Annotated in this window: 14 protein-coding genes; 4 read left to right on the top strand and 10 right to left on the bottom strand. The window is 63.7% G+C overall.

The features are described 5' to 3' along the window. Positions 1 to 13: 13 nt before the first annotated feature. The 7 genes from DY201_RS26930 to DY201_RS26900 form a co-directional block, all read right to left on the bottom strand. The gene (locus DY201_RS26930) at positions 14 to 817 is read right to left on the bottom strand and encodes an amino acid ABC transporter ATP-binding protein (RefSeq protein ID WP_115734405.1); all 804 of its coding nucleotides are present in this window, start codon (positions 815 to 817) and stop codon (positions 14 to 16) included. Beyond that, positions 814 to 1,734, bottom strand: a complete 921-nt coding sequence (locus DY201_RS26925; RefSeq protein WP_115734404.1) for an amino acid ABC transporter permease — start codon at positions 1,732 to 1,734, stop codon at positions 814 to 816. The genes DY201_RS26930 and DY201_RS26925 overlap by 4 nt, the downstream gene beginning before the upstream one ends. A 64-nt stretch (positions 1,735 to 1,798) precedes the next feature. Next, entirely contained in the window at positions 1,799 to 2,665 is an 867-nt protein-coding gene (locus DY201_RS26920; protein WP_425358770.1) for an ABC transporter substrate-binding protein, read from the bottom strand. Between the two features lie 242 nt (positions 2,666 to 2,907). Beyond that, positions 2,908 to 3,723 (bottom strand): ABC transporter permease, encoded by an 816-nt coding sequence (locus DY201_RS26915; RefSeq protein ID WP_115734403.1) that lies wholly within the window; start codon positions 3,721 to 3,723, stop codon positions 2,908 to 2,910. Further along, positions 3,720 to 4,607, bottom strand: a complete 888-nt coding sequence (locus DY201_RS26910) for an ABC transporter permease (RefSeq protein ID WP_115734402.1) — start codon at positions 4,605 to 4,607, stop codon at positions 3,720 to 3,722. Before DY201_RS26910 ends, DY201_RS26915 begins: the two co-directional genes overlap by 4 nt. Further along, positions 4,604 to 5,698: an ABC transporter ATP-binding protein gene (locus DY201_RS26905; RefSeq protein ID WP_115734401.1), complete on the bottom strand. Its 1,095-nt coding sequence runs from the start codon at positions 5,696 to 5,698 to the stop codon at positions 4,604 to 4,606. The genes DY201_RS26910 and DY201_RS26905 overlap by 4 nt, the downstream gene beginning before the upstream one ends. 78 nt (positions 5,699 to 5,776) lie before the next feature. Beyond that, the gene (locus DY201_RS26900; RefSeq protein WP_115734400.1) at positions 5,777 to 6,811 is read right to left on the bottom strand and encodes an ABC transporter substrate-binding protein; all 1,035 of its coding nucleotides are present in this window, start codon (positions 6,809 to 6,811) and stop codon (positions 5,777 to 5,779) included. A 171-nt stretch (positions 6,812 to 6,982) separates the two neighbouring features. Between DY201_RS26900 and DY201_RS26895 the strand changes: the two genes are divergently transcribed. Further along, positions 6,983 to 7,741 (top strand): FadR/GntR family transcriptional regulator, encoded by a 759-nt coding sequence (locus DY201_RS26895; protein ID WP_115734399.1) that lies wholly within the window; start codon positions 6,983 to 6,985, stop codon positions 7,739 to 7,741. Beyond that, positions 7,741 to 9,438: an AMP-binding protein gene (locus DY201_RS26890; protein WP_115734398.1), complete on the top strand. Its 1,698-nt coding sequence runs from the start codon at positions 7,741 to 7,743 to the stop codon at positions 9,436 to 9,438. Before DY201_RS26895 ends, DY201_RS26890 begins: the two co-directional genes overlap by 1 nt. 12 nt (positions 9,439 to 9,450) lie before the next feature. On the opposite strand, the gene DY201_RS26885 is transcribed toward DY201_RS26890, so the two are convergent. Genes DY201_RS26885 through DY201_RS26875 form a run of 3 tightly spaced genes read right to left on the bottom strand, consistent with a single transcriptional unit; the run spans position 9,451 to position 12,052 of the window. Further along, positions 9,451 to 10,260: an enoyl-CoA hydratase/isomerase family protein gene (locus tag DY201_RS26885; protein ID WP_115734397.1), complete on the bottom strand. Its 810-nt coding sequence runs from the start codon at positions 10,258 to 10,260 to the stop codon at positions 9,451 to 9,453. 14 nt (positions 10,261 to 10,274) lie between these two features. Further along, on the bottom strand, positions 10,275 to 11,267 hold the full coding sequence (locus DY201_RS26880; protein WP_115734396.1) for an MDR family oxidoreductase: 993 nt from the start codon (positions 11,265 to 11,267) through the stop codon (positions 10,275 to 10,277). 35 nt (positions 11,268 to 11,302) lie between these two features. Next, positions 11,303 to 12,052 carry a FadR/GntR family transcriptional regulator gene (locus tag DY201_RS26875; protein ID WP_115734395.1) on the bottom strand — a complete coding sequence of 250 codons (750 nt, stop codon included), beginning with the start codon at positions 12,050 to 12,052 and terminating at the stop codon, positions 11,303 to 11,305. A 140-nt stretch (positions 12,053 to 12,192) separates the two neighbouring features. Between DY201_RS26875 and DY201_RS26870 the strand changes: the two genes are divergently transcribed. Both DY201_RS26870 and DY201_RS26865 read left to right on the top strand, forming a co-directional pair. Continuing rightward, positions 12,193 to 13,596 carry an FAD-binding oxidoreductase gene (locus DY201_RS26870; RefSeq protein WP_115734394.1) on the top strand — a complete coding sequence of 468 codons (1,404 nt, stop codon included), beginning with the start codon at positions 12,193 to 12,195 and terminating at the stop codon, positions 13,594 to 13,596. Positions 13,597 to 13,604: 8 nt separating this feature from the next. Further along, positions 13,605 to 17,090 (top strand): indolepyruvate ferredoxin oxidoreductase family protein, encoded by a 3,486-nt coding sequence (locus tag DY201_RS26865; protein WP_115734393.1) that lies wholly within the window; start codon positions 13,605 to 13,607, stop codon positions 17,088 to 17,090. Positions 17,091 to 17,167 lie beyond the last annotated feature (77 nt).

Raw genomic sequence — 17,167 nt, 5'->3', positions numbered from 1 at the left:
GCCCTTGCGCTCCTCACAGCACGTGAGACAAGAACTCCCGCGTTCGCGGCGATTGCGGATTGGCGATCATCTCGCGTGGTTCGCCGCGCTCCTCAACAACGCCGCGATCCATGAAGATCAACTGGTCGCCGACTTCGCGGGCAAAGCCAATCTCGTGGGTGACGACGACCATCGTCATGCCGCTCTCGGCAAGATCGCGCATGACCACCAGCACCTCGCCGACAAGCTCAGGGTCGAGCGCCGAGGTTGGCTCGTCGAACAGCAGAACCTTGGGGTTCATCGCCAGCGCACGGGCGATCGCCACGCGCTGCTGCTGTCCGCCGGAAAGCTGGCGCGGATAGGCGTCTGCCTTGGCCGACAGCCCTACGCGCTCGAGCAGCGCGCGGGCCTTGTCCTTGGCTTCGGCTTTTGACAGGCCCTTCACCATCATCGGAGCCTCGATCAGGTTTTCCAGCGCGGTCATATGCGAGAACAGGTTGAACGACTGGAACACCATGCCGATGTCGGCGCGGCGCTGGCACAAAAGCTTGTTGTTGACCTCGTAGAGCTTGCCTTGGCGCAGGTCGTAGCCGACGAATTCGCCATCGACCAGGAGCACGCCGCCGCTGACCTCTTCCAGGTGGTTGATGCAGCGCAGAAAGGTGCTCTTGCCCGAGCCCGACGGGCCAATGACACAGGCGACCGAGCCGGTCGGCACGTTGAGGTCGATGCCTTTCAGCACCTCGACCGCGCCGAAGGATTTGCGCACGCCGCGCGCGAACACCATCGAGTTGTCGGGGACGCCGAAGCGGGCCTGGTTTTCTGCTTTCGATGTCATGCTGGCTGTGCCACCCGTCCGAACCTGAAGGCGCGTTTCAACGTGGTGCCCAATGACACGCCCGGCTGCAGGTCGCTCCTGCCGTAATACTGCTCGATATAGTGCTGGCCGATCGACAGGATGGTGACGACGAACAGGTACCAGAAGGCCACGACGATCAGCAGCGGGATCGTCTCGAAGGTACGCGCATAGATGCTTTGTGCGGCATAGAGCAGGTCGTTGACGGCGATGATGGTGACCAGCGATGTCGTCTTCAACAGGTTGATCGTTTCGTTACCTGTCGGCGGCACGATGAAGCGCATCGCCTGGGGCAGCGTGATGCGGCGCAGGATCAACCGATGGTTCATGCCCAGGCTGCCGGCTGCCTCGGTCTGGCCCGATGCCACCGAGTTGATGCCGGCGCGAACGATCTCGGCCATGTAGCCCGCTTCATGCAGTGACAGCGCGATCACCGCTGCGACGAACGGGGTCATGAAGTCGTTGGTCTTGACCGTGAACAGCGTGCCGACGAACGGCAGCGTCAGCGAGAACTCGCGCACGATCAGCGACAGGTTGAACCAGAAGATCAGCTGGATCAGCGCCGGCGCACCGCGGAAGAACCAGATATAGGCGCTGGCAAAGGCATTGAGGATGCGGCTCGGCGATAACCGCATGATGGCAACGATGGTGCCGATGATGATCGCCAGCGCCATGATGGTGACCGTCAGCACCAGCGTCTGGCCGAGCCCGCGCAGGATCGACGGGTGGAACAGGTACTTGCCGACAGTCGGCCAGTCGAAAGCCGGGTTGGTGGCGAGCGCCTTGAGGATCAGCCCGAGTATGACCAGCGTGATCGCGGTGCCGACCCACAGGCCATAGTGGCGCAGCGGTACGACCGTCAGCGCCTCCGGCGGCGTATTCGTATCGGCCCGGTCCATCTTAGCCGCCCTCCCAGAAGTCCTGAGGGCCGGCAAGGGGGCGTCCCCTCGCCGGCCTTGTCGATTATTTGCGGATCTTGTCGGCGCTGTCGACAACATAGGCTTCGTCGATCATGGCGCTGGTCATGCCGTACTTGGTCATGATCGTCTTGTAGGTGCCGTTCTTGATCAACTCGTTGACGCCGGCGGCCAGCATGTCGGCCGTTTCCTTGTCGCCCTTCGGGATGGCGATGCCGAGCGGTGCGACGTCGTAAAGCCCTGGGACGACCACCATCTGGCCCTTGCTGGTCACCTCGAAATAGCCAGATGCTGTGGCATCGTCGAGGCGGGCGTCGATACGATCGGAGAGCGCGGCCTGGATGATGTCCTTGCCCTCGGGGAAGATGCTCTTGGCAATCTCGGGCAGACCCTTTTCCTTGCACTCGGTGCTCAACCGGTCGGCGATGAAGTCCGACACCGCGCCGCCGATGACGCCGACCCGCTTGCCGCAGAGATTGTTCTCGCCCTGGAACTGCGAGGCCTTGTCGGCGGTCGTCGAGGCGACGATGCCCGACTTGATGAACATCACGAAGTCGACCTGCTTCAGCCGCTCGTCGGTGGCGGCGAAGGTTTCCCACGCCACCTTGAAGCGACCGGCGGCAAGTCCGGGCACCATCGAGGGAAACGGAATACGGGTGACCTCCAGCTCGGCGCCCAGCAGCTTGGCTGTTTCCTGGGCCAACTCGATATTGATGCCGACCTGCTTGCCGTTTTCGTCGATGAATTCGAACGGCGCGTATTCGAGCGTGTTGGCGATAATCAGCTTGCCGGTGTCCTTGACCTCGGCCGACTTCGGCAGTTCGGCAGCGGCCAGCGTACCGGCAAAGGCAACCAGGGCCGTTGCAGCGGTCGCGGCGAATGTTGCGCCGCGCAGAAGCGAAAAATGATGCACTTTGATCCTCCTCATGATGCTGAGATGGCCGGCGGCGACTGCCCCTGGCTTCGTCCCCGTGACCGCCCTCCCCTCTATGGAGCGCGCTTCTTGCCGGCGGCTGTCACGTCAGAACCAAATTCTGATATTGAAATGTATTTTTATGGCTGCCGAATTGTCAAGCGAGCAGCCTCCGCCCGCTACAGAAATCGCGCGGGCAAAAGGCCCCGTTGGCAGTGGCTTCATGCCTCACCTGATCATCATCAGAAACGGAGCGAGCGCAGCCCCACGGTCCGGTCTATGATCAGGATCGCGGCAAAAGTCATGAAGATGCTGAGCGAGGCGATCGCTGCGGCGGTCGGATCGAAATTGAAGCGCAGATAGTCGAACAGTTCGAGCGGCAGCGTATTCTTGCCGAGCGACTTCAAAAGCAGCGAAATGTTGAAGATGTCGAAGGAGATGACGAAGGCAAACAGGCAGCCGGTAATGATGCCGGGCTTGATCGCCGGCAGCGTCACCCGCCGGAATGTCATCCAGCCACCGGCGCCGAGACTGCGCGCGGCCTCTTCCTGCGAACGGTCGAAGTTGAACAGCGCCGAGGACACGTTGAGGAAGACATAGGGGAAGGTGACGACGATGTGGCCGATCTGGATGCCGATCGAATATTCGGTGCCGATCCTGATCTCGTAGAAGTAGAACAGCAGCGCGATCGCCGTCAGGATTTCCGGCACTAGCAATGGCGCGGTCATGACCAGACGGATGTAGTCGCGGAAGGCGGTCGCGTGACGTGCAACGTAGATGGCCGCCAGCGTGCCGATCACGCCATTGACGATGGTCGACGTGGCAGCGATCTGGATCGAATAGAGCGTGGCGTCGAGGAAGCGTTTGTTCGAAAACAGCGCTTCGAACCAGCGCAGTGAAAAGCCCTCGAGCGGAAACGCCAGGAACTCGCCCGAGTTGAACGACAACAGTACAACCAGCACGATCGGGAACATCAGGAAAATATAGATCGCCGCCACCAGAACTGTGAACAGACGGTCCCAGATGGTCTTTTCGACGCCGCTCGACGAACCTGTCATGGCAGCCTCCGCATCGCGCGCGCCGTGAGCCTGAGATAAACCCCGACAAAGATGACCGCCACCGCCGCCATGATGATGGCCAGTGCCGCACCTGCCGGCCAGCGGAAGTTGTCGACGAGATATTGCACCACCAGCACCGACATTGTGCGGCCGCCAGTGCCGCCGAGCATGGCGGGTGTGACATAGGCACTGATCGACAGCACGAACACCAGGATCGTCCCGGCCTGAATGCCGGGCATGCTGAGTGGCAGCGTGACCTTCCAGAAGGTCCGCATCCGCGAGGCGCCGAGCGAGCGCGAGGCCATGGCAAGGTCGGGGCTGATCGCCTGCAGGTTGCCGAGCAAAGGCAGGATGATGAAGGGCAGGAACACATGCGTCAGCGCGATGGTGACGCCGAGAGAATTGTTCATCAGCTGAAGCGGAAAATCGATCAGTCCGGCTGCCTTGAGCGCCTGGTTGGCAACGCCGTTGTTGGACAGGATGATCATCCAGGCAAAGGTCCTGACGACCAGACCGACGAGCAGCGGCGACAGCACGAAAATATAGAGCAGGCTTGTCCAGCGCGAGCGCGACTTGGCAAGGTGATAGGCGACGGGATAGCCGAGCAGCAGCGAGATGACGGTGACGGTTGCACCTATCAGCAAGGTGCGTCCGAGGATGCCCCAGATGTAGAAATCGCCGAGCGCCGTCGTGTAGTGCGCCAGTGTGAAGCCATCGCCATAGACGGCGCGGGTCGATGCCTCGCGCAGGCTCATGGTGATGATCGTCAGATAGGGCAGCGCAAAGAAGCCGATGAGCAGTACCAGTGCCGGCACCACCATCCAGGTGGCACTGCCGCGATTGCCCCGGCTTTCCAGGCGTGGAGCCGCCTCGGTTGCACTCATGATGCCAGGACCCAGGTGTCGCGCGCGGCAAAGCGCAAGGCGACCTGCTCGCCTATGTCGAGCGGGTTGCGGCCATTGACGTCGACGATCACGCGGTCGCCGCTGGCCAGCTTGACGGCCAACTGGTTGGCGCTGCCCTGATAGACCGAGTTTACCACCGAGCCGGTAAGCACGTTTCCATGTGCGCCGGCCGGCCCTGCCGACGTCGGGCGGCCTGCTCCCTTTCTCTGCGTATCGATATTCTCCGGCCGGATCATGATCTTGACCTCAGCCCCTTTGGCGAGCCCCGCCGGGCCCGTCGTGCCGATGCTGCCGCAAGGCGTGTCGACCTTGTAGCTGTCCTGGCCGAGCGCTTCGGCGATCTTGCCCGCGATGGTGTTCGACCGTCCGATGAAGCCGGCAACCGATTGCGACGCGGGCCGCTCGTAGATCTCGCGCGGCGAGCCGAACTGCGAGATCGTGCCGGCGCTCATCACCACGATCTTGTCCGACATCACCATCGCCTCGGCCTGGTCGTGTGTGACATAGATGCTGGTAATGCCGACGCGCTGCTGCAGGTCGCGAATGAAGAAGCGCATCTCGTCGCGCAAGGTGGCGTCGAGATTGGCCAGCGGCTCGTCGAGCAAAAGCACCGACGGCTCGATGACCAGCGCGCGGGCCAGTGCCACGCGCTGCTGCTGGCCACCGGAGAGTTCGCGCGGATAGCGTTTGTCGTAACCTTCGAGGCGGACCATGGCAAGAACGTCGGCGATGCGTCGCTGGCGATCAGGCATGGAGATCTTGCGGACCTCGAGGCCGAAGCTCAAATTCTCTGCCACCGTCATGTGCGGAAAAAGCGCGTAGGACTGGAACACCATGCCGATGTCGCGCTGCTCCGGCAGCGCGCGTGTCACGTCGCGGTTGCCGAACAGGATGCGGCCATCGTCGGGGCGTTCGAAACCGGCGATGCAGCGCAAGGTCGTTGTCTTGCCGCAGCCGCTGGGGCCGAGCAGCGAGACGAACTCGCCCTGGCCAATCGGGATCGATATATCCTTCAGGATGTGCAGGTTGCCATACCGCTTGTTGATACGGTCGATGGTCAGTGCGGTCATCCGATGTCCTCGCGCGGTTCGCGACCGGGAGGTGGGGGCCCCTCCCGGCCATTACGTCGATCTGATCGCGGGGTGGCGTTACGCCATCTCCCGGTTCCAGCGGTCGGCAATATCGGCCGCCTTATCGACGTAGCTGTCCCAGTCATAGCTCTTGATCTCGGCCATGCGCGGGCCGACGATCGGGGTGCGTGCCTTCATCGTGTCGTCGATTGACGACTCGCTGTTGCTCGGCGAGGTGTAGAAGGCCTTGGCCATGTCCTGCTGAACCTTGGCGTCGAGGATATAGTTCAGGTAGGCGTGAGCTGCGTCCTTCTCTGCCCCCGTCGCGACCAGGTTGAACGACTGCTCGAAGGCAAGAACGCCTTCCTTGGGGGCGACGATGGCAACCGGCGCACCCTTGTCCTGCAGCGTCATGATCTCGGTCCAGTCGACCGGCGCGATGATGGCGTCGCCGCGGATCAAGGCGGTTGCAACCTCGCCGCTCCATGACGCCTGTGTGAAGGGCAGCAGTTCCTTGATCTTGGTGAATGCGGTGTCGAAATCGTCCGGCCCGCTGCCGAACAACTCGGCGACCAGTCGCAGGAACAGGACCGCACCGGTGTTGCCGATCTGATAGAGCCCGGTCTTGCCTTTGAATTCGGGGTTATCCCAGAGGTCGTGCCAGGAGGTGGGGGCTGTCTTCACCATGTCGGTGCGATAGGCAAGCCCGATCGGCGAGACGATGGCGCGGATGCCCTTGGCGTCCTTGTTGACGAACTGCGGGAAGGCCTTCGCCGCGTTCGGCACCTTGGCGAGGTCGAAGGGCTCGAAGAAACCCTCGGCACGCAGTACGGCGGCGATGTTTTCGTTGCCCATGAAGATGCTGTAGGGCGAACGGCCGCCACCGGCGCGGATCTTGGCGACGAAATCCTTGCCGAGCCCGACGTCGAGTTGCGGCTGGATGCCAGTAGCGGTCGTGAGGCCGGGCAAGAGCTTCTCTTCCCAGAACTTGGCCCATAGCCCGCCATAGGTCGGAACGACCAGTGGCGATTGCGCTGCGGCAAGCCGCGGCAGGGTCATCGAGGCAATAGCCGTCGTCATACCGACGGCGAATTCACGCCTGGTCAGCTTCATCGGAAATTATCTCCCATGTTCCCACTGAAGTTCTTATGGTGGCTTGCGTCGCGGGTCGAAAGCGCAGCCCTGTTGGATCGAAGGCTTGCATTTTTGGATCAGGCGGTCAACAATTTAGATATTGTAATATTGAAATAATAAGAAGCGGCCAACGAGGGAGAGCATAAGGGCATGGAGGACGCCAAGCAGGCAGTCCAGGCGACCAAGAGCCTGGCACATCAGATCGCGACATCACTGCAGCAGGAGATCGTGCAGGGTACCCTCAGCGTCGAGGCGCGGCTGCCTTCCGAAGCCGAGATCGCGCAACGCTTCGGCGTCTCGCAACCAACGGTGCGCGAGGCGCTCAAGATACTCGCGGCGAAGAAGCTGGTGCGTTCGAAGCGCGGCCCCAATGGCGGCGTCTTCGTCAATGCGCCGTCGCTCACCGCGGCGAGCCAGATGCTGCAGGAGATGACGACCTGGTTCGTCGGGCTCGGCGTCTTCGGGCTCAGCGAGATCGTCGAGGCGCGTCTATTGCTCGGCCGTACCTGTGTCCAGCTCGCGGCCGAACGCGCCACAACAGAAGATCTCGAAACGATCGAGGCGACGCTTGAGGCCTTCGAGCGCGACGACATTTCCGATGAGGAGTTTTGTCGGCTCGACGTCGCCTTCCACCACGCCATCGCCCAGGCTACCGGCAACAACGAGTTGCGCTTCATCATGTTGGTCGTCAACGATTCGCTGATCCCGGCGACCAACATGATCTCCTTCCGCTTCCGCGAGCGTGGCCGCGTCGTGTCGCTGCACGCCGACATACTGGAGGCGCTGCGCGCCCGTGATGGCTCGGCCGCCACGGCGGCCTTCGAGGAACTCATCGCCTACCAATCAAGCGTCTACGAAAAGGCGCTGTCGGCACGCCAGGGTGATGCCGCCCAGCGGCAGGAAGCCTGATGGGCCGGCTCCTGGCGCCCGGGCAGAAGCTGGTCGAAGAGCAGCTTTCCGACGGGCGCCGCGTCTATCGCAGTTCGATCCCCCTACCCGACAATCTGCCTGATATTCTGGAGCGGCTTGCCAGATGGGCGGAAGTTCAGCCGGACACGCCCCTTTTGTCCGAGCCTCGGGACGGCGCCAGGCGGTCGATCAGCTATGGCGAGGCACTTGCCCGCGCACGTGCCGTGCGGCAGATGCTGTCGGGCCGCTACGGCCTGCGCAAGGGCGATTGCGTGGCGACATTGGCTCCGGCCGGCATCGATGCGCTGGTGCTCAAGCTTGCCTGCTTTTCCGGTGGGTTTGTCCATGCTGCACTGCCGCCATTTCCGTTCCGCGACGGCGTCGAAAGCGAGGCGACACGATCGTTTCTCGAAAACGCCGGACCCAGGCTGCTCGTGGCGCCATCCGGCCATCCTGCCATCCGGGGCATGAAGGCCATTTCACTCGACGAGCTCGCGCGCGACAGCACTGAGGTGACCGTACCCGGAGCAGACGAGCCGGTGAGGCCCAACGACTGGGCGGCAATCTTCTTCACCTCCGGCAGCACAGGAGCACCGAAAGGCGTGCCGGTCACGCGTGGCATGATCTCGTCCAACCAGGCTGCCATCGCCGCGATGTGGCCGTTCGTCGCCGACACGCCGCCGGTACTCGTCGACTGGTTGCCGTGGCACCATGTCTTCGGTGGGCTCGACAACATCTTCAAGGTGATCTGGAACGGCGGTGCGATGCATGTCGACGCTGCACCAAGCCCCTCGACGATCGAGGCAACGGTAAAGCTCATGGCCGATGTCGGCCCCACCATGCACATCGCCGTTCCGCTCGGGCTGAAGCTCCTGCTCGACCGACTGGAAAAAGATGACCTAGCCGCTGGTGCGCTGACACGAAAACTGCGCGCCATCTTCTTTGCCGGTGCGGGTATCGATGCCGAACTCTGGCGCCGTCTCACGGCATTTCGCGACAGCCATGGCGATTTCCAGATCCTCTCCGGCTATGGCGCGACGGAGGCTGCCTCGACGATCACGCTGTCACCGGCGCCGCTGGAGCGTCCCGGCGAGCTCGGTCATCCGCTGCCCGGCCATTCCGTGGCGCTGGTCGATGTCGACGGCCGCAGCGAATGTCGGGTCGCGGGGCCCAATATAGCACCCTGCTATCTCATTGACGGCCGCAGCGTCGAACTGCCGATGGACGAGCACGGCTTCTACCGCACCGGCGATGCAGCCGTGCTGCGCCGGCGCTCAGACGGTGTTGCCGTTTTCGGGTTCGATGGCCGTCTCGCCGAGGATTTCAAGTTGTCGAGTGGGGTCAAGGTGCGCACAGGGCCTCTGCGTGCCGGCCTTCTGGCGCGATGTGCGCCGCTGGCCGACGACATCGTCATTTCGGGCGAGAACCGCGATCGTCTCGTGGCGTTGGTCTTCCCATCAGTGACGGGTAAGGCTCGTCCGGACGAAATCGGCGCACTCATCGCCGGCTGGAATGCGGCCAATCCCTCTGGATCGACGGTGATAGCCCGCTTCGATCTGGCAACTGCTCCAGCCGAACGTGCCAAGGGCGAACTGTCGGACAAGGGCCAGATCGTGCAGTCGCGCTATCTGCGCAATCACGCCGAACTGTTCGAAGCGCTGCAGTCAGGTGGTGGTCGGGCGCCGGTAGGCGCCTGACCCCTCACAGGCTTAATCCAAGTCGCGGAACGGCTTCTCGCGGATGTCGAGAAATTCCTTCAGCGAATGGTCCTTGAGCAGCCGCATCCAGTGGCGGCCCTCTTCCGAGGCATGCAGGATCGCGGTGGTTTCGCGATTGTAAGTCCAGGAGCTCTCAAGACCGGCTGTCTGCTGCTGGTGATTGAGCGCTGCCTTGGCGAATTTGATCGCGGCACCCGGCATGCGGGCGCATTTACGCGCCAGCTTCTCGGCTTCCGCCTTCAGTTGGGCGCGTGGCACCGCCTTGTTGACGAGATGGATGCGCGCCGCCTCACGGCCGTCGATCAGGTCGCCGGTATACATCAGGTGGCGGGCATGGATCATCGGCACCGTCCACGGCAGCATCAGCGTCGGCGGTGCCGAGACGTGGCGCACTTCCGGCTCGCCCAGCATTGCGTCCTCGGCGGCGATCGTCATGTCGCAGCACATCATCAGCTCCAGCCCACCTGCCAGCGCATAGCCGTTGACGGCGGCGATGATCGGGATCGGCGCCTCGCGGATGAGCTTCATGCGGCGCATATTCGCGCCGATGTCCTCGCGCCAGGCTTCGGCGTCCATCTCGAAGTCTTCGCCGCCGAGATCGAAACCGGCGGTGAAGGCGCGCCCGGCGCCGGTGATGATGACGGCGCGGATCTCGGGATCCTTGACCGCCCGCACAATCGCCGCCTCGAGCGCGTCACCGAGCTCCTGGTTCATGGCGTTCATCTTGTCGGGGCGGTTGAGTGTGAGAGTGACGAACGCGTCCTCGGCGTCCTTCTCCCACAATACGACGTCGCTGCCCATGATCTCCCCTCCCCTTACGCGATTTCGATGACGACGCGGCCGCGGATCTGGCCGGCGACGATGCGCTTGGCGAGGTCAGGCAGTTCGCTCATCTTGTGGGTCTCGGTCATTGCCGCAAGCTTGGTGCGGTCGAGATTGTCGGCGAGCGTGCGCCAGGCCCGTTCGCGCTTGGCCTGTGGCGCGAAAACGGAATCGACGCCGATCAGCGTCACGCTGCGCAAGATATGCGGCATGACCGTAGCGGGCAGATCGTGACCGCCGGCCAGGCCACAGGCAGCGACAGCACAGCCATAGACGGTCTGCGCCAGCGCATTGGCAAGCGTCGTCGAACCGACGGAATCGACAGCACCTGTCCAGCGCTCTTTCTGCAGCGGCCTGACCTCGCTGGCCAACTCGGCGCGGTCGAGGAAGGACGTCGCGCCGAGCGAGCGGAGATAATCATGTGTTTCGGCGCGGCCGGTAGAGGCAACGACGGCATAACCCTTCGAGGACAGCAAGCTGACAGCAGTCGAGCCGACGCCGCCGGCGGCACCCGTCACGAGCACCTCACCCTTGCCGGGCTGGATCTTGCCCCAGTCCTCGAGCGCGTCGACGCAGAGGGCGGCGGTGTAGCCGGCCGTGCCGATCGCCATCGCCTGTTCCATGGTGAAGGCATCAGGCAGGCGGATCAGCCATTCCGGTTTCAGCCGTTGGAAGCGCGTGTAGGCGCCCCATTCCGTCTCCGACATGCCCCAGCCATTGGCCACGACCTTGTCGCCCGCCTTCCATGCCGGCGAGCGTGACTCGACGACGGTGCCGGCGATGTCTATGCCCGCGACCATCGGCAGGCGGCGCGCAATGCGACCCTTGCCCGAAATGGCGAGGCCGTCCTTGTAGTTTAGGCTCGAATAGGCTACCTCGACCAGCACGTCGTTGTCGGGCAGGTCGGCTTTGGTGATCTCGCGGAAGCCGGCACGCGGCTTGCCGTCGACATCTTCCAGCATCAACGCCGTAAAAATCTCGCTCATGAAAGTCTCCAGGAAGTCATGGGGTAATCTCCGGCTCAGCCGCGTTTGGCTTCGCGTTCGGCGCGCCGCGTTAGGCTGAGCGCATAGCTGTCACGAACATAGGCCAGCAGTTCCGACAGCACGGCGGTGGCATCACTTGCGCTACGCGCCTCGATGGCGCCGGCAAGCTTTTCATGGAAATCGGCGACCGTGCTGCGTTCGCGCACATGCGAGACGATCATGTTGGTGATCGGCATGAACGCCTCGACCACTGTGTACATCATCAGGCTGAGCGGGCCGTTGCCAGCCGCCTGCACCACGGCGCGGTGGAAGCGCACGTCGGAAGCGCAAAAGTCCTCGTCGCTGAGCAGCTTGGAACGCTGCAGCGCGATCTCGGTGCGCATAGCGGCAAGGGCGGCGTCGCTGCGGCGCTCACAGGCAAGCCGGCAGCAGATTGCTTCCGTTTCCAGCCGCGCGCCGATGATCTCGTCGATGTCGAAGGCGCCGACGCCGACAAGCAACGTTGCGGCTCCTGTGATTGCCGATGACAGGCCCTCCGGATCGGGGCGGCTGACGAAGGTGCCGCCGGTCGGCCCACGCTGCGAACGGATGAGGTTCTGCGCTGCCAGCCGCTTCAGCGCCTCCCGCACTGTCGGGCGCGATATGCCGAAGCTCTTGGCGAGGTCTTCTTCGGTCGGCAGGCGCTCGTCGATCTGCAGACGGCCGTCGAGAATGGCCGCTCGAATCTTGTCTGCGACCTGCCGGGCAACGCCTGTGCGCACCACGTCCTGATATTCGATCGGCATTCGCCCTCCGTCGGTGCTGCCTTGGCGGCCGCCTCCGTTTCGATAAGGGTAAACAATATAGGTTTGACAAATATTGCAAGCGAAATAAGCTTGACCGAGACAGCGCCCGGACATGGCTTCCTCCGGGCCATCCAGGCGCCATGACACCCAAGAGCAATCAGGTTCTGTCCATCCTCCAGGCCCGGCTCGACAAGGCTGCGATCCTGGCTGGCGACGCCATCGATCCACGCTACAGCGACGATCTTGCCGGCGAGCCGGGCGCCCGGCCGGAACTGGTGCTGCGCCCGCGCAGCACCGACGAGGTTGCCGAGATCCTGAAGGCCTGCAACGACGCGTGTCAGCCGCTGGTCGTCCAAGGCGGCCGCACGGGACTCTCGGGCGGGGCGAGGGTGCTGGCGGGCGAGGCGGTGCTGTCGCTCGAGCGCATGACCGCCTTGCAGGAGGTCGAGCCGACGGCGGCAACCATTGTCGCCGATGCCGGCGTGCCGTTGCAACTCGTGCAGGAAAAAGCGGATGCAGCGGATCTCGTTTTCGGCGTCGACATCGGTGCGCGCGGCACCGCCACCATTGGCGGCAACGTCGCCACCAATGCCGGCGGCATCCGCGTTTTGCGCTATGGCAGTTTCCGCGCCCAGGTGCTGGGGCTTGAGGCCGTGCTCGCCGACGGCAGCGTGCTGTCCTCGCTGAAAGGGCTCGCCAAGGACAATTCCGGCTATGACCTCAGCCAGCTTTTCATCGGCTGCGAAGGCACGCTCGGCGTCGTCACGCGTGCCTGCCTCAGGCTTCACCCCAGGCCCGTGACGCAATCCGCGGCCTTCTGTTCATTGCCATCACTCGAAGCGGCCTTCGGCCTGCTCAAATTCCTGCGCGCCCGCCTCGGCAACCTGCTGTCCGGCTTCGAGGTCATCCTGGCGCCGCTGATGGGCGACATGGTTGCCGCCCTCGGCTTGACGGCGCCTGTCGCCCTGTCGTCGCCGGTCTATGTGCTGGCCGACATCCAGGGCATGACGCCGCAAGCCGACGAGGAGGCCTTAGTCGAAACGCTGTCGCAGGCAATCGAGCACGGGCTGGTCGAGGACGTCGTGGTCTCGCAGTCCGAACGAGAGTTCCGTGCGCTGTGGACCCTGCGGGACGACGTCAACCGCTTTCTGTTTGCCGAAGAGGCAATGCTCAGCCTTGATGTCAGCCTGCCGCTGCCTGAGATGGGCGCCTTCCTCGACATGGCGAGAGCGGCCCAAGGCCAGGTCGACCCGGGCGCACAGGACTATGTCTTCGGCCATCTCGGCGACGGCAACCTGCATTACGTCGTCCGAACTGACAGGCCCGACGATGTCGCCAGTGCGGTGTTCGATTGCGTTGCGAAAAGCGGTGGCTCGATCTCGGCCGAGCATGGCATCGGCCTCGACAAGAAGGCCTATCTGCATCTGACGCGCAGTCCGGGCGAAATTTCGGCGATGCGGCGGCTGAAGGCCGCGCTCGACCCCAACAACATTCTCAATCCGGGTCGTATCTTCGACATGCCCCCTGCCCTGTCCAAAGTCTGAGTGCCGCAATGACAGCTGTGACTTCTCCTGAAAATGGCGCCCGCCCGGTCGACATGCCCTCGGCGCTAGACGAACGCTATACGCTCGAACGCGGCCGCATCCTGGTTTCGGGCACGCAGGCACTGGTGCGCCTGCCGATGGTCCAGCGCCAGCGCGACCTTGCCGCGGGCCTCAACACTGCAGGTTACGTCTCGGGCTATCGCGGTTCGCCACTGGCCGGCTTCGATCGCGAGATGGGCAGCGCCCGGAAATATCTCAAGGAAAGCCATATCGTCTTCCAGCCCGGCCTCAACGAGGACATGGCGGCGACCGCCGTGTGGGGCACGCAGCAAACCGGCATGTTTCCCGGTGCACGCTATGATGGCGTCTTTTCGATGTGGTACGGCAAGGGCCCGGGTGTCGATCGCACCATGGATGTCATCCGCCACGCCAACGCCGTCGGCACCAGCAAGCATGGCGGCGTACTGTTGCTCGTCGGCGACGACCATGGTGCGGTGTCGTCCACCTTACCGCACCAGAGCGAACACAATCTGATCTCGGCCATGGTGCCGCTGGTGTCGCCGGCCGGCATCAGTGAATATATCGACTACGGTCTGCTTGGCTGGGCGATGAGCCGATATTCCGGTGCCTGGGTCGGCTTCAAATGCCAGACCGAGATCGTCGAGTGCTCGGCAACCGTCGACCTCGATCCGAGCAGGCTGGAGATCGTCACGCCAGAGCTGCCTCTCCCCGCCGACGGCCTGTCGATGCGCTGGCCCGACGGACAGCAGGCGATGGAGCGCCGGCTCGAGACCAAGCTCGCCGCGGTGCTCGCCTTCGCCCGTGCCAATCGCCTAGACCGTCAGGTCTGGCCCTCCCCTGCTGCACGACTCGGCATCGTGTCGACCGGCAAATCCTGGCTCGACCTCAAGGGAGCACTGGCACTGCTCGGCATCGACGAGGGCCGCGCTGCCGAGCTTGGTATCCGCCTCTACAAGGTCGGCATGGTTTGGCCGCTGGAGCCGGAAGGCCTGCGTGAATTTGCCGACGGGCTGGAGCAGATCCTCGTCGTCGAAGAAAAGCGTCCGGTCATCGAGGAGCAGATCAAGTCGCTGCTGTTCAACCAGCCGGCTGACCGCCGGCCGCAAGTCTTCGGCAAGACCGGGCCGGACGGCTCTCCTCTCTTGCCCTCGATAGGCGAGATCGGTGCCCTGTCGGTGGCGCGTTCCGTCCTGCAGTGGCTGGGCACAGATGATGCCGGGCTCGCCGCGCGCACCGTACAGCTGTCAACGGTTGGGGCCCCCTCCCCTGCCGAGCCAGCCCTGCTCAACCGCGAGCCCTACTTCTGCTCCGGCTGCCCGCATTCCACGTCGACGGTACTGCCCAAGGGCAGCCGCGCCTCCACCGGAATCGGCTGCCATATGATGGTGATCGGCATGGAGCGCGACACCTCGACCTTCACCCAGATGGGCGGCGAAGGTGGATCGTGGATCGGCCTGTCGCCTTTCACCGACGAGAAGCACATCTTCGTCAATATGGGTGACGGCACCTATTTCCACTCCGGCCTGTTGGCCATCCGCGCCGGCATCGCCGCCAAGGTCAACGCGACCTACAAGATCCTCTATAATGACGCGGTCGCCATGACCGGCGGTCAGCGCCATGACGGCGAATTGTCTGTGCCGTCTATCGTCGACCAGGTGCTCGCCGAAGGCGCCAGGCAGGTCGTCGTCGTATCCGAACGGCCGCAGCTGCTGGCCGGTCTGTTGCCGCGCTCGGTCAATGTGCGTCATCGCGATGAACTCGACGAGGTGCAGCGAGAGCTGCGCGAGGTCGAAGGTGTCACGGTGCTGGTCTACGATCAGGTCTGCGCCGCCGAGAAGCGCCGCCGGCGCAAGCGCGGCACCTACCCCGTCTCGCCCAAGCGGGCCTTCATCAACGAGCTGGTCTGCGAAGGCTGCGGCGATTGCTCTGCGGTCTCGAACTGCATCTCCATCGAGCCGCGCGAGACCGAGTTCGGCCGCAAGCGCGCCATCAACCAGTCGAGCTGCAACACGGACCTCAGCTGCACCAAGGGCTTTTGCCCGAGCTTCGTCACCGTCGAAGGCGGGCGCCTGCGCAAGCCGCACGCCAAGGCTGCCGGCGATGTCGATGCTAGCCTGGCAGAACCAAGCCTGCCCATGCTGGGCAACGAGCCCTACAGCGTGCTGCTCACCGGCATCGGCGGTACCGGCGTCATCACCGTCAGCGCCATCCTGTCACAGGCAGCCCATCTCGACGGCCTGTCGCTGGTGACGCTTGACCAGACGGGGCTTGCCCAGAAAAACGGCGCCGTCGTTTCACACATTCGCCTCGCGCGACACTCAGAGACACTCAATGCAGCCCGCATCGGCCCCGGCGAGGCCGATCTGGTGCTCGGCTTCGATCTGGTGGTCGCGGCATCGCCGAATGCCATCGCCACCTTCGGCAAGGGCCGCACCAGTGCAGTGGTCGACGACCACTTCGCCCCGACCGCCTCCTTCGTCAAGGACACCACCATCGACTTCCGCGAAGGCGCCACGCTGCGGCGGCTGCGCAATGCCGGTGGCGAGGGCGCGCTTGCCACCCTGCCCGCGATCAAGCTGGCAACCGCGCTGTTCGGCGATGCGATCGCCGCCAACATGTTCCTGCTCGGCCATGCCTGGCAGAAGGGCCTCGTGCCGATCGGTCGCAAGGCGATCGAAAGGGCCATCGATCTCAATGGCGCCGGCGTTGCCATGAACCGTGCCGCCTTTGCCTGGGGACGGCGCTCGGCCGATGACATGGATTTCGTCAACAGGCAGGCCGGGGGCGTTGCAGCATCGGCGCCAGAGGCCAGGTCGCTTGATGAGATTGTCGGGCAACGCGTGGCGTTTCTGACCGGGTACCAGGACGCCAGATATGCCGAACGCTACCGTGCCCTGGTCGACAAGGCACGTCAGGCCGAGGCGAGGGTCAATCCGGGGCAGACAGCATTTGCTACTGTCGTTGCCAGGGCCGCATTCAAGCTGATGTCCTACAAAGACGAGTACGAAGTGGCGCGGCTGCATCGCGACCCGGCTTTCCGGCAAAAGCTGGCCGAGCAGTTCGAGGGCGATTTCACGCTGCAGTACAATCTTGCGCCGCCGATGTTGACCCGCACCGATCCGCGCACCGGCCATCCTGCCAAGGTTGCCATCGGCAGCCGCTGGATCGAACCGGTCTTTGCTGTGCTGGCTCGCCTCAAGGGCCTGCGCGGCACCCGCTTCGATCCGTTCGGCCGAACGGCCGAGCGGAAGATGGAACGCAAGTTGGTCGCAGACTACTTCGCGCTCATCGAGGAGCTTGTTGTCCGCCTGTCGGTTTTGAACCTGTCAGCCGCAACCGAACTTGCCGCCTTGGCCGAAACCGTGCGCGGCTATGGTCATGTCAAGCTGGCGGCCGTCGAGCGCTACGAAAAGCGCAAGTCGGAACTGCTTGCCGCCTTTGCCCAGGTTGCGCCAGTGGGGCAGGCGGCCTGACAGGTCTGGTCCATCAGTGTACTGAATCGACGACGGCTGATCGATTCAGGAGTTTCATTGGACGGTGGAATCGCCGC

Origin of the sequence: Aminobacter aminovorans (assembly GCF_900445235.1) — a bacterium.
Classification (GTDB): domain Bacteria; phylum Pseudomonadota; class Alphaproteobacteria; order Rhizobiales; family Rhizobiaceae; genus Aminobacter; species Aminobacter aminovorans.
This window is presented reverse-complemented; position numbering and strand designations above follow the sequence as displayed.

Excerpts from the sequence above, each read along its gene's own strand:
- DY201_RS26910 (WP_115734402.1), bottom strand. The coding sequence starts at position 4,607 with ATGAGTGCAACCGAGGCGGCTCCACGCCTGGAAAGCCGGGGCAATCGC.
- DY201_RS26890 (WP_115734398.1), top strand. The coding sequence starts at position 7,741 with ATGGGCCGGCTCCTGGCGCCCGGGCAGAAGCTGGTCGAAGAGCAGCTT.
- DY201_RS26900 (WP_115734400.1), bottom strand. The coding sequence starts at position 6,811 with ATGAAGCTGACCAGGCGTGAATTCGCCGTCGGTATGACGACGGCTATT.
- DY201_RS26885 (WP_115734397.1), bottom strand. The coding sequence starts at position 10,260 with ATGGGCAGCGACGTCGTATTGTGGGAGAAGGACGCCGAGGACGCGTTC.
- DY201_RS26895 (WP_115734399.1), top strand. The coding sequence starts at position 6,983 with ATGGAGGACGCCAAGCAGGCAGTCCAGGCGACCAAGAGCCTGGCACAT.
- DY201_RS26865 (WP_115734393.1), top strand. The coding sequence starts at position 13,605 with ATGACAGCTGTGACTTCTCCTGAAAATGGCGCCCGCCCGGTCGACATG.
- DY201_RS26915 (WP_115734403.1), bottom strand. The coding sequence starts at position 3,723 with ATGACAGGTTCGTCGAGCGGCGTCGAAAAGACCATCTGGGACCGTCTG.
- DY201_RS26875 (WP_115734395.1), bottom strand. The coding sequence starts at position 12,052 with ATGCCGATCGAATATCAGGACGTGGTGCGCACAGGCGTTGCCCGGCAG.
- DY201_RS26905 (WP_115734401.1), bottom strand. The coding sequence starts at position 5,698 with ATGACCGCACTGACCATCGACCGTATCAACAAGCGGTATGGCAACCTG.
- DY201_RS26925 (WP_115734404.1), bottom strand. The coding sequence starts at position 1,734 with ATGGACCGGGCCGATACGAATACGCCGCCGGAGGCGCTGACGGTCGTA.
- DY201_RS26930 (WP_115734405.1), bottom strand. The coding sequence starts at position 817 with ATGACATCGAAAGCAGAAAACCAGGCCCGCTTCGGCGTCCCCGACAAC.
- DY201_RS26870 (WP_115734394.1), top strand. The coding sequence starts at position 12,193 with ATGACACCCAAGAGCAATCAGGTTCTGTCCATCCTCCAGGCCCGGCTC.
- DY201_RS26880 (WP_115734396.1), bottom strand. The coding sequence starts at position 11,267 with ATGAGCGAGATTTTTACGGCGTTGATGCTGGAAGATGTCGACGGCAAG.